15 protein-coding genes and 1 tRNA gene are annotated in these 11,211 nt (G+C 64.4%); 6 read left to right on the top strand and 10 right to left on the bottom strand.

Translation table 11 applies throughout. The features are described 5' to 3' along the window. Window positions 1-130 precede the first annotated feature (130 nt). The gene (locus JWN03_RS34890; protein ID WP_297624120.1) at window positions 131-523 is read left to right on the top strand and encodes a GGDEF domain-containing protein; all 393 of its coding nucleotides are present in this window, start codon (window positions 131-133) and stop codon (window positions 521-523) included. 30 nt (window positions 524-553) lie between these two features. Here the strand turns inward: JWN03_RS34890 and JWN03_RS34885 are convergent, their stop codons facing one another. From JWN03_RS34885 to JWN03_RS34870, 4 genes are all read right to left on the bottom strand, one after another. Beyond that, window positions 554-997 (bottom strand): type II toxin-antitoxin system Rv0910 family toxin, encoded by a 444-nt coding sequence (locus JWN03_RS34885; RefSeq protein ID WP_297624117.1) that lies wholly within the window; start codon window positions 995-997, stop codon window positions 554-556. A 399-nt stretch (window positions 998-1,396) separates the two neighbouring features. Next, the gene (locus tag JWN03_RS34880; RefSeq protein WP_297624115.1) at window positions 1,397-2,134 is read right to left on the bottom strand and encodes an ABC transporter permease; all 738 of its coding nucleotides are present in this window, start codon (window positions 2,132-2,134) and stop codon (window positions 1,397-1,399) included. Then, window positions 2,134-2,877, bottom strand: coding sequence for an ABC transporter ATP-binding protein (locus tag JWN03_RS34875; RefSeq protein ID WP_297624112.1), 744 nt, complete (start codon window positions 2,875-2,877; stop codon window positions 2,134-2,136). The genes JWN03_RS34880 and JWN03_RS34875 overlap by 1 nt, the downstream gene beginning before the upstream one ends. Before the next feature lie 11 nt (window positions 2,878-2,888). Beyond that, window positions 2,889-3,551 carry an LppX_LprAFG lipoprotein gene (locus JWN03_RS34870; protein WP_297624109.1) on the bottom strand — a complete coding sequence of 221 codons (663 nt, stop codon included), beginning with the start codon at window positions 3,549-3,551 and terminating at the stop codon, window positions 2,889-2,891. A gap of 73 nt (window positions 3,552-3,624) precedes the next feature. Between JWN03_RS34870 and JWN03_RS34865 the strand changes: the two genes are divergently transcribed. The 3 genes from JWN03_RS34865 to JWN03_RS34855 all read left to right on the top strand — a co-directional run bounded on the left by JWN03_RS34865 (window position 3,625) and on the right by JWN03_RS34855 (window position 5,374). After that, complete coding sequence (locus JWN03_RS34865) at window positions 3,625-3,978, top strand: PadR family transcriptional regulator (protein ID WP_297624106.1); 354 nt, start codon at window positions 3,625-3,627, stop codon at window positions 3,976-3,978. Further along, on the top strand, window positions 3,963-4,646 hold the full coding sequence (locus tag JWN03_RS34860; RefSeq protein ID WP_297624103.1) for a hypothetical protein: 684 nt from the start codon (window positions 3,963-3,965) through the stop codon (window positions 4,644-4,646). Before JWN03_RS34865 ends, JWN03_RS34860 begins: the two co-directional genes overlap by 16 nt. 146 nt (window positions 4,647-4,792) lie before the next feature. Then, entirely contained in the window at window positions 4,793-5,374 is a 582-nt protein-coding gene (locus JWN03_RS34855) for an Rv1733c family protein (RefSeq protein WP_441343122.1), read from the top strand. 26 nt (window positions 5,375-5,400) lie between these two features. Here the strand turns inward: JWN03_RS34855 and JWN03_RS34850 are convergent, their stop codons facing one another. The 5 genes from JWN03_RS34850 to JWN03_RS34830 all read right to left on the bottom strand — a co-directional run bounded on the left by JWN03_RS34850 (window position 5,401) and on the right by JWN03_RS34830 (window position 9,388). Continuing rightward, a complete protein-coding gene (locus tag JWN03_RS34850; protein WP_297624098.1) occupies window positions 5,401-6,315 on the bottom strand; it encodes a 2-hydroxyacid dehydrogenase in 915 nt (304 codons plus the stop codon). An 82-nt stretch (window positions 6,316-6,397) separates the two neighbouring features. Next, window positions 6,398-6,862, bottom strand: a complete 465-nt coding sequence (locus tag JWN03_RS34845) for a hypothetical protein (RefSeq protein ID WP_297624095.1) — start codon at window positions 6,860-6,862, stop codon at window positions 6,398-6,400. 137 nt (window positions 6,863-6,999) lie between these two features. Next, complete coding sequence (locus JWN03_RS34840; protein WP_297624092.1) at window positions 7,000-8,124, bottom strand: tyrosine-type recombinase/integrase; 1,125 nt, start codon at window positions 8,122-8,124, stop codon at window positions 7,000-7,002. A gap of 118 nt (window positions 8,125-8,242) precedes the next feature. After that, window positions 8,243-8,470, bottom strand: a complete 228-nt coding sequence (locus JWN03_RS34835) for a helix-turn-helix domain-containing protein (protein ID WP_297624123.1) — start codon at window positions 8,468-8,470, stop codon at window positions 8,243-8,245. Between the two features lie 513 nt (window positions 8,471-8,983). Further along, the gene (locus JWN03_RS34830; protein WP_297624089.1) at window positions 8,984-9,388 is read right to left on the bottom strand and encodes a hypothetical protein; all 405 of its coding nucleotides are present in this window, start codon (window positions 9,386-9,388) and stop codon (window positions 8,984-8,986) included. Between the two features lie 348 nt (window positions 9,389-9,736). Here JWN03_RS34830 and JWN03_RS34825 point away from each other — a divergent pair. After that, window positions 9,737-9,812 (top strand) — tRNA-OTHER (locus JWN03_RS34825). A 503-nt stretch (window positions 9,813-10,315) separates the two neighbouring features. Next, a complete protein-coding gene (locus tag JWN03_RS34820; RefSeq protein WP_297624087.1) occupies window positions 10,316-10,609 on the top strand; it encodes a hypothetical protein in 294 nt (97 codons plus the stop codon). A gap of 369 nt (window positions 10,610-10,978) precedes the next feature. On the opposite strand, the gene JWN03_RS34815 is transcribed toward JWN03_RS34820, so the two are convergent. Continuing rightward, window positions 10,979-11,211: tautomerase family protein (locus JWN03_RS34815; RefSeq protein ID WP_297624085.1), on the bottom strand; the 233-nt coding region annotated here is incomplete at its 5' end.

The following is an 11,211-nucleotide window of genomic DNA, read 5'->3' as shown; positions in this document are numbered from 1 at the left end:
GGGGGCAGTACATGCGGGTTGGTCTGCGGTTGCTCCGAGATTGGTGGCGTGAGGACGTCGACTACGGGTGGGTGGTCGACGCGATCGCGTCCCGGTCGGCGCTCGGGGTGCTGAAGGTTGCTATCGGGTTGTGCGGCTTGGCGGCGCCGACGATATGTGTCCTGATGCTGCTGTCGCCGGAGGCGCCGGCAGCATTGTCGCCCGCTTCGGCGGTGAGGAGTTCGCGGTCATCGTGCGCCTGCCCGGCGCGCCGGCCGTCGACGCGGCCGAGCGGCTACGCGGCGCCGTCGCCAAGTCGATCGGTTCGATATCGGTCACCGCCAGCATCGGACTCGCCATTGTCGATAGGGCGGCGATCGGTGATCGGAGTCGTAATCAGGACTCGCTGCGGGAGATCCTCCGATCTGCGGACCGGGCCATGTACCAGGCGAAACAGCAGGGTGGTGATGCCGTCCTGATCGCCGGTCGCACTCCGCCTCGGAGCATCGGCGACCCCTCGCCGATGCGACAACGTCAGCGCTAGCGGAGTTTTCGGTCCGATATCGGCGGCGCGTCATTCATGCAGTGCGCAAGCGAGTTCCGCGAGTTGGCCGAGGGTGCGATCGAGCTGCTCGTAGCCGTGCTTCTCCAGTGCCTTCGTCACCGCCTCGGTGATCAGTAGTCCGGTGAAGGTAATGCCGGCGGTGACGGTGGTGCCGGTATCGGTCGCTTGCAGCCAATAGGTGAAATCACATTGGACGCCGGTTTGCCCGATACCGCGCAGCACCACGCGATTGGGCTCGTCGAGCCGCCTGGCGGTCCACTCGACCTCCTCGGCCATCCCGTGAATCAGCACCTCGGAGACCACGGTGGATCCTTGGGCCAGTCGCTCCGGCGGCTTGCCCACGAACTCGCGGTGGATCCCGAACCAATGTTCCCAGGTTGTCGGAGAGATGATGGTGTTGAACAGTGCCTCGGGTGTTCCGGGCAGTTCTCGGCTGAGAAGTATCGCTCCCAATGCGGCTCCCTGAATGGTATTGGCAGCGCCCTGTTCTCGATTACCAGTTACTGTGTGCCACAGATACTTTCGTGGCGAACGACAATCCATTCGGGTGAATGTGTTTGAAGCCAAGGGGAAGTAACCCTCCACGAATAAAGTGGTGGTCGAGAGTGGTTGCGCTGGTGCGGATCGCCGACTACCTCCGAATTACTTCCCCCCGAGCCGACGCGGTTGATCTTGGCACACGGAAAACGGCAGCACAACAGGGATGTAAACCCAGATTAACGGTGATTTTGCAAATGAAATCACATTCAGCGCAGACCGGGACGGGCTCGGCGGCAGGCCTGGCGCGCCGTGCGGCCTAGGCGCAGTTCACTTCTGATGTTCCTGTGACACAGGAGGTTTCGTGTACGTCGGTCAGCGAGTTTGGCGGCGCAGGGTGGCCGCGCCGCCCAGAAGGGTGGCCACGGCGAACAGGGCGAGGGCCAGCAGGTCGAGCCAGAGCCGGGTGGTGGGGAGCGGAAAGGTGCCTACTTCGCTCATGGCTTCCGCCGCGTATCGCAGCGGCATGGCATCGCTGGCCCATTGCAGGGCGGTCGACATTTCCTCGCGAGGCCAGATGAGCCCGCACAGCAGGATCTGCGGGAACACGATGGCGGGCATGAATTGCAGGGCTTGGAATTCGGTGCGGGCGAAGGCGCTGGTCAGTAGTCCGGTGCAGCAGCCGAGGATGGCTGTGCTGACAGCGATGAGCAGGACCGTCGCGATATTGCCCTGAGTGCGCAGGCCGAGCAGGCCGTAGGCGACGGTGCAGGCGACACAGGCTTGGACGGCAGCCAGGGCGGCGAAGGCGATGGCATAGCCGAAGAGCAGATCCAGTTTGTGCAGGGGAGTGCTCAGTAGGCGTTCGAGGGTGCCGCTGACGCGCTCGCGCAGCATGGCGACGCTGGTGATGAGAAACATCGAGGTGAAGGGAAAGATGCCCAGCAGCATCAGCCCGATCTGATCGAAGATGTCGAGACGGTCGACGAAGATGAACCGCAGCAGGGCCAGCAGCAGACTCGGAACGGTGATGACCAGTGCGATGGTGCGCCGATCGTGCCGGACCTGGGTGAGCACTCGCGCCGTGGTGGCGAGGGTGAGCGAAACAGACATCAGGCGAGCACCTTTCGGTCGCCGGGGGTGCCGGCCTGTTGCAGAATCAGGCGCAGGAACGCCTCTTCGAGGTTCGGTGCACCGGTGGCGGCGCGCAGATCGTCCGGTGTCTCATCGGCGAGCAGTCTGCCGTCCCGCAGCAGGAGCAGCCGCTCGCAGCGATCGGCTTCGTCCATCACATGACTCGAGACCAGCAGCGTGGTGCCCGCATCGGCGAGTGTGTGGAACTGTGCCCAGATATCGCGGCGCAGCACAGGATCGAGGCCGACGGTCGGTTCGTCCAGGACCAGCACGGCGGGGTGTGCGAGCAGTGCGCAGGCCAGGGATACCCGGGCACGCTGGCCGCCCGAGAGCGCGTCGACCATACGATCGGCGATATCGGCGAGGCCCACATCGCGGATCGCGGCATCGGCGGAGGCCGCGCCGGTGCCCTGGATCTTGGCGAAATAGCGGGCGTTCTGGCGGATCGTCAGATCGCCGTAGACCGAAGGCTGCTGTGTCAAATAGCCGACCTGCCTGCGCAACTCCGCGGTGCCCGCGGGACAGCCCAGGACGGTGACACTGCCGGACCGGATGCGCTGCACGCCGACAATGGCGCGCAGCAGTGTGGTCTTGCCCGATCCGCTGGGTCCGAGCAGGCCGGTCACACTGCCCGGCGGCAGGGAAAAACTGATCTCGCGCAGGACTTCCTGCTTACCGCGGCTGACACTCAGATTCACCACATCGATGGCGCTGTCCGTCATTTCGGGATCCTTCATGATTGCCGGCCCGGCACGGAGGCCGACTGTGATTTGGACACCGCGACATTCAGCTGAGCGTCCGGGTGCTCCGGAAAACCGAGAGTGGTCCGCAGCGGGAGATGGGCTCCCCGCACACGGACCCATATCGTGAGCGTCGCGTCCTTGCTCGTACCCGGCAGGATCGAGGCGAGCGACGCGGCCGGAACCACCGCCTCTATCTTGAACGCGTCTATGCCGGTGAACTGTTCGCGCCCTACGGTTTCGGGATCTCGCAGCGTGCGCAGCAGGAGCGCCAGCCCGCCGTTGTGTCCGATCAGCCCGTTCGGGCTGAGGAATCCGGACGGCATCGGGATCAGAGTTCCATTGTCGGACTTGCTGAATACCTTGCCCCGCGTGGCGACGAAGCGGGTCACCGATCCGGTGGGCAGCGTCGCCACGCCCGTCGCGCTACCGCCGTCGCGCGTGGACACATCGGCCTCCAGCGCACGCAGTGGGAAGCCGGGCACCGTCCCCTCGGCCTGGAGGACCAGATGTGCGGAATCTATTGCGCCGGCCGAGATTGCGGCATCGCGCATCATCAGTCCGGCATCGGGTAGTCCCCCCGATCCGTCGGCGCAGCCGGTCGATACGCCGGCCGTGGTGAGCGCGATGACCGCGCACGCAATCCTGTAGCGCACCGGGACCTCCTATGGGTAGGGACGCTACCCATAGGCTAGGGCACTTTCGCCTTGAAGGGTAGGCTTGCTACCCATGAGTGCAGAAGTGCTGAAAGGGCACCTGGACGGCATGATCCTGGCCGTGCTCGCCGCTGGCCCGCGCCACGGCTACGGCGTCATCGATGCCCTTCGCACTCGCACCGGCGGCCGCTTCGACCTGCCCAAGGGCACCATCTATCCCGCGCTGCATCGGCTCGAACAAGCCGGGCTGATCGACGGCACGTGGTCCAGGGAGGGCGGCCGGCAGCGGCGCACCTATACGCTCAGCGCCGCCGGACATCGGCAGCTCGGGGTGGAGCGGGCGTCCTGGCGGGACTTCGTCGCCGCGGTCGGAGCTCTGATGGAGGGGAACGTTGTCATGGGGGAAAAGCCTTGGCCCGCAATTTGATCGACGACTATCTCGACGACCTGGATACCCGTTTGACCGGCACCTGGTGGGAGCGCCAGGCGATCCTCGCCGAGATCGGCGACGGATTGCACGACGACGTGGAACATTATCGTGCGCAGGGGCTTTCGCTCGCTCGCGCGAGCGCGGCCGCTATCGAGGAATTCGGCGGACCGACGATCATCGCCGCGGAATTCGTACCTGTGCTGTCCTCCAAGCGGATTCACCGTTACGGCTGCACGTTCACCGCGATCGGCCCGGTCATCGGCGTGCTGTGGGGGACCGCCGCGCTGCTCGGCTCGTTCAGCGCGGTACCCCGATCTCTGACCATCGCCGGTCTCGTGATCATGGCCTTTGCGGTCGTCGTCGGTGCGCCGTTCACCGTCCTCGCCATCGCCTCCACCGGCCGGGCGAGCCGCCTGGTGCGAATCCCGACGCGCCTGGCCGCCAAGGCTTTGCTCGTCACGGCGACCGTAGCGGTGCTGATCGACGCGATCCTGCTGATCACCCTGCTGACCCTGCTCGCCGAAGCCCCCCGCGATCTCGTGATCCTCCCGGTGACACTCGGTGCGCTGGTGAGCATTACGCGCATCATCATCGCGGTGACAAGCGTCCCTCGCCTCGGCCCCGCCCGCTGTGCGCCGACCCTGTGGCCCGCTCCGCCGGCGTAGATTTGCCGCCCGCTGACCTCCGTGGCCAGATTGCCGCTGGACATTTCGCTGTTCAAGGGGTATTTGAATGGGTACTGCTACCGATGTGATCGGTGCCAGTGGTGCCGTGGAGGGAGGTGGTCCAGGTGCCGGAGGGTGCTTCAGCTATGGCGCGGGCATGGCAGGTTCGACCGTGGAACCCCAATCCGCTCATGCGTGTTTCCGATCGGTTCGAGACCCTGATGCGGGTGCTGGCGGCGCTGGCCGTGGTGGTGGCAGTGCCGATATCCGGCGCCATCGGGACCGTGAGTTACACCGGCGCCCAGGCACGGATCGTCGCGCAGGACGCGGGCAAGACGCGGGTGACCGCCACGCTCACCGCGGATGCGCAGCGGCTGGCGACGGCGGATCGCTACGGCGCCCAGCCGGACCGGTATCAGGTTCCCGTGCAATGGATGTTCGACGCGCACGCCAGGACCGGCACCATCGAGATCCCGGGACCGCAGGCGGTCGGGACGACCACCTCGATGTGGATCGGGCCCGACGGAAACCCCGCGATCGCACCGGCGCGGCCGGGTTCGGCCGCGGCCGAGGGCGTCGGTACGGGGCTGGCGATTCTGGTCGAAAGCTGGTGCGCCACTGCCGCATCGGTGTGGATCACCGCCGCCGTGCTCGATTCCCGGCGCAATGCCCGCTGGGAGCGGGAGTGGCGCATGCTGAATCGGCCGATCGGCAAAGACTCGTTATAGCCGCCGGCGAGATCGTCCAGGGGAGATCAGTATTCGCCGTGCACAAGATTGTCCGGCGCCTCCCCGGCGAGATAGCGGCCGATCTGACGGCTCGCAATGGCCCACCCGCGCTCCTGGGCGCCCCGGCTACTGCCGCCCACATGCGGGGTGAGCAACAGCCCGGGCGCATCCCACAGCGGATGGCCGGCGGGCAGCGGCTCCGGATCGGTGACATCGAGAACGGCACGCAGACGGCCACTTTGCAGCTCGGCCAGCAGCGCATCGGTGTGGACCACCGGGCCGCGGGCGGCATTCACCAGAATCGCGCCATCGGCCATGCGGGCCAGGAAAGCCGCATCCACCATGCCGATGGTCTTACTGGTCACCGGCACCATGAGCACAACGGCATCGAAATCACCGAGCAGTCGAGGCAGTTCGTCCACACTGTGCACTTCCTCGCGGGCATGCGTACCGACCAGGACGCTCGTGGCGTCGAACGGTGCGAGTTTGCGCTGTAGCTCAGCGGCCAGGTCACCGGCGCCCACAATCAGAATCCGCTTGCCGGACAACGTATCCGTCTGATGCTGCGTCCACCGATGCTCGCGCTGCGCCGTCGCGAACTCGATGAATTCCCGGTACACGGTGAGCAATCCGGTGATCGCCCATTCGGCGGTGCTCGCCCCGTGCGCGCCGCGGGCAATGGAGACCTGCACGCTTGCAGGCACCTTCCCGACCCAGGCCTCCGCACCGGCGGTCAGCAACTGCACCAGCCGCAGTTTCGGTAGCGCCCAGGTCATCTGCACCGCTTCGGGGCCGACCAGGAAACCGGGTACCAGGACCTCGGCCTCGTCGGCTCCCGCCGGCAGCGGCTCCCCGAGCCGGAAGCGCAACGCCCGCGCGCCCTCCAGGCGTGAAACCGCCGCGAGGCCGTAGTCATCCGGAACCAGCACCGTCACCGTCATAGGTTTCAAGCTAGTGGATGGGCCTCGCGGCGGCCGCGAGCGTTACCCCGGGGTGGTCGGTAATACCAGCGCCGCGCCTGCCCTATTTCGATTTCGAGAGCGAAGTAGCCGGCTTCGCGGGCGTGGAGCGGTTCATGAACCGGTTGAAGGACCAGGTCGGCTGCGACGGCGCTGTTGCGGCCGCCGTTTTCGGATCCGCCGGCACGGCAGATCGTTTGGGCGGCTGCGGTTCCGGGACGGGCTTGGTGGTGAGTTGGCGCCGGGCCGCAGCCATTTCGCGACGCGAGTGTTTGAGATCGCGACGTGCGGCGAGACCTCGCCGGGACGTGGCCCACGTCCCGGCCAGCAGCATGATCAGCCCGAAGGTGCCGATCGCCCCGATCAGGATGCCGTAAGCGAACAGCAGACCGGACGAGCCGGCATAGGTGTGCTCGAAGACGGTGAAACCGCCTGGAACCAGATGATTTTCGCCACTGTTGGCCGCAATGCCGGCAACCCCGACGACCACGGCGCCGATAAGGACGATGAGCCCGATGATGATGAACATAGGGCGGCAATGCCCGTTCCGGAACGCATCTAACCTGCAGGACGTGTATTTGTCCTGGTCTATCCGCCGCCCAAATCCCGTTCAAATCCCGTCTGCCGACCGGAAGCCGACCTCGGCGGGGTGCTACCCCTGGGGGGTTACCCAGTTCTGTGAGCGAAGATCCCGTCGATTGCGTCGAGCGTGTGGGTGTCGTTGTCAGGCCAAAGGTGTGTGTAGACCCGCAGGGTGATGTCCGGGGTGGCATGCCCCAGTCGGGCCTGGACTGTCCTGACCGACGCCCCCTTCTCGATCAGCGCGGACGCGTAGAAGTGGCGGAGGGAGTGCCACGAGAAGTGGGCCGGCACATCGGCTTTCTTGGCTGCATAGCGAAAGACGTCTGCCATCGAGCCCACACACCAGATGTTGCCGAACTTGGTGCGGAACAGGACATCGTCTCGCTCTCGTGTGACCCTGGTGAGGAAGCTGCTCAGCGCATCGTGGGTCTCGCGAGGAAGCGGAATCGTCCGCTTGCTCGTTCGGGTCTTGAGGCGCGATGTGGGCGGCTTGTTTAGGTCATGGTTGGCCTGCTGCACAACATGGATCCTCCTGTGCAGGAAATCGACATCGCATACACGGAGTCCCGCTACTTCGCTCGGCCGTAGTCCAGTTTGCGCGGTCAGGAGCAGCATGCAGCCTGTCTGTCGATTTGTGTTCTCGATCAGTGACCACACCTGGTCGATCGTCAACAGTTGACTAGAGGCCTTGGCGGTGTCAGGGCGTGGCGGGGCCTTCACCTTTTTGCACGGGTTGGAGACCAGTATGCTGTCGTCGACCGCAATCTTGAGAACTGTTGTCAGAAACTGAAATTGGAGTGCGACGGTGTTCTCGCCGAGTGCGCGGTCGCCGTGCCACGATCTGCCACGCGTCAGATGGTCGAGCCAGTCGCGGATGTCGGATGGGCGGATTTCGCCGATCGGAGTGGCAGCCAAGAGTCCGAGATTCTTTGCGAAGTTGCGGCGCGCATCGCGTGTGCCTTGCGTGTGCGCTCGCTCGACCCACTTGTCGACCTCGACCTTGAGTGGGACCCTCGCAAGGTCCGGATCAACGTAGATGCCCTGGGCGATCTTCGTTTGAAGCTGGTGTTTGTAGTGTTCCGCAGTTCCGGGGATGTCGTATCTTCCTCGCTTGGAGAATGATTCCGACCGTTCCACGCCTGCTGGATCGGTCCAGCGGACGACGTAGGCGACGGTCTTACCGGTGGTTCGCTTCTGAATGTGTGCCATGCATTAACTCCGATCGTGGCCAGCTCATGCTTGAGTAGGTGACTTCGTAGGATTGCGCAGCAAACGTTGGTCGATGACGGCTGAGTGTTCAAGCCATGCAGCATTAGCCAATTGATAGCTATCGTCGCTTTTTGTCTGACTCTGAGTCGGATCTGCTGTCAAGTTGCTGCTGCTCCCAGGCGATCACGTCGCACAGTCGGTAGCGTCGATAACGGCCGATTCGTGCAAACCGGGGGCCGCGCCTGGCCGAGGCCCAAACGGCGAGAGTCTTCGGTGGAACTCGTAATCGCTGGGCTACTTCGTTGGTGCTGAGCCAGATGGGGTGCTGTCCTGTGCCCGGCCTCATTGATTCGCGCGAGGCGGGGTCGATTTGATCGGTCATTGTGTCACCGCTTTCTTCTTGGGTAGAAATGCCCTGCCGGCGTGTAAAGGAGTCGGGCATGGCATCAGGCGAGTCGAGCTCGCTGTCATGGATTCATGGAAGCGGTTTGGCGACTCGCTGCGCCAGCGGTATGCCGAAATGTGTTGTAGAGAAGTGCTCTTCGGTCAGGCCTAGCCGCAAATCGCGGCTCTAATTTCGATCTGGCTGAGGTTCCTACGGTCTTCCGGGCACCACCAGTGAGGCGGGATACTCGCTTCACGGAAGGAGTCCGCAATGCCTCCAGCACGTCCCCGGAATTCCGTCAGCGCGCGATCGAACTCGCCCGAGCCGGTGTCCCGGTCGCGATCTCGTGCCGGGTACTGGGTGTGTCGACCTCGGGGAAACTACGAATGGCGCAGCCGAGGACACCGAACTGAGGGCGCAGGCGATGTGTTTACGGGCATAGCGCGATCGCCTTCCAATGGAGTTGGGAAACTGTCAGTCTGAGCCCTCACACCGACACCTGCGCTGCACCGAGACGGGCTCCGCATGACTGCAGGGTCGCGTGGCCGTCGCGTCCGACTTGTCGTGCCATCTCTGATACGGAGGATTGACAAGATCGATGTAGAGGGCCTCGTCCCCGGCTTCGACGAGCATGACCGCGCGGCGGAGACACCATGCCGCCCTCCCGCTTACGTCCGACCAGGTCGGAGTGCCAATAACCGCCGTCAGCCGCTCATTCAGCTCAGCAAGTATCACGCGCCCCGATCCAACGGTCAGAGGACCGATGTCGGTGAATCTGAAGTCGAGGTTCAACACCGACTCTTTGGTGCCGCCATGCTGCTGAGGAAAGCTACGGTCCGTCGCCACGAACGCGACCGGCTTGTCGATCTGGAGGTTCATCACGAGTGTCGCGCCGCGCGTCCGCTGGTCTTGGATGTGCTATCCCGCTGCGTCACAAAAGCGCGAGACGTCCTCGTCCTTCCAAGTCCAGTGGAAGGCCTCGGCGACCTCGACCGCTCGGACGGCTCCCTCGATACCGGCTTGCATTCTCGGAGACTACTTCCCGTGGCCTGAGAGCCGTTGGTTCACACTGTCTCCGAGGTGGCCACACACAGGGACCCTCACACCGAACCGCTCATGAGCGACATTCGGCTAGATTTCAGTGCATCTCGGGGCCGGTCCGCCCAGCTCCGATAGCAGGGAATTCCCTTGCCGCAAGGAATTTCAGCCCTTGCGCTGACGGGCGGTCGCGAAGTAGCTCAGCTGGTAGAGCACCCTTCGCTCAGTCGCGGAGGCGCGGGTTCAATTCCCGCCTTCGCGACCAATCATTCCCCATGTATCGACCTGAACTCGGCCGTAGCGGATGTCACTGCGCCGCAGCGCTTCCTGCGGCGAGCGGTTCCGTGCTGGCCGGTTCGATCAGCGCGCTATGCGGTGCGGGTTCAGGCGGTCATCGCAACACTTCGTCGAGTGCTACTGATGGTGTGCGGAATTCGAGAGTCTGTCGAGGGCGTCCGTAACCCAGTGTTGCGCAGACCCATTGAGACCGCAGGCATAGAAGGACGCTCTGTGCGTCGGTGTCTGGATATGTGGAACGTCCTCCTGATTATGGGATGTCCGGACTGCCGTCGTCATGATCGGCCCGCACGGCACATCTGGAACACGTTCCCAGGAGAACAATCTATTGCCGGTGGGCCTACGGCTGGCAACATGGTGGTCCCTCCACACTGGCAAGCGACATCATCGCCATCGGGCCTGGTCTCCGCCGCTCGGTCACGCGCTTTGGCGTGTCGGCTTGCATGGTGTAGAGAAAGCTACGAACTCGTGATGGCCGCCGCCCTGCAGCAGGCCGGACGCACACTTCTCAAACCGGTGCGCTACGACCACACCGCGCTGACCTTGCCAGACTTCGTCCTCACCGACACCGCCGAGCCCACAGTGGTCGAAGTGTCGGGCCTCGACAGCGAAGAGTACTTGCGGCGCAAGGAAACCAAGATCGGCGAATACCAGAGCACCGGTACCCACCTCATCGGGTGGCGGCCGCCGGAGCCGCTGCCGGACGTGAGCGCGGGGCAGGTGATGAAGGTAGTAATCGCCGAAAGAACAACGGATATGGCGTAGTTCGCTGGTAAAGGCTGATTTTGGTGTTCGGTCGGCGCGATTTCTATGCCGGATCTGTGTGCGCGGTTGCCGCCAGGTTCATGTTTGGGCCGGGCGCGGTCCGCGGAGTGCTTCGGTTGGCTGAACAGCTGAAGTTCGGGCGACAGAGCTTCGCTCGTACGGCAAGCGAGCCAAACCACGACCGAGCATGTGCGGCCGCCAGCTCAGTATCTGAGCCGGCGGCCGGCGAGGACGACAGAGCTGAAGGACCTCGATGAGGTCCTGTTGGTGCGGGCGATGGAGCACTGTTCGCCGACTTGTTGTTCGGGCCGCCGACGCGCGTCCTCGCGGACGCGTGATTGTGCGTGTTCTACTGCGAGAGTGTGGGATTCACGCCTTGTGGGCGGCTATCTCGGTGAGCTGGGCGCGGGCGGCGGCGATCAGGTCCTCGTTGGTGTTGGCGTGCCCCGAGAGTCCCCAGCCGCCGGGAACGGCCTCGGTGAGCTGCACCCAGGTCCGTTCGGTCAGGGACGGGTCCCCGGCGGCCTTGGCGACGAGGTCGGTCAATTGGCGGACCACGGCGAGTTGTTTGTCGCGGTCCAGTGCGCCGGCGTTGGTCAGGA

Origin of the sequence: Nocardia sp. (assembly GCF_025465275.1) — a bacterium.
Classification (GTDB): Bacteria; Actinomycetota; Actinomycetes; order Mycobacteriales; family Mycobacteriaceae; genus Nocardia.
This window is presented reverse-complemented; position numbering and strand designations above follow the sequence as displayed.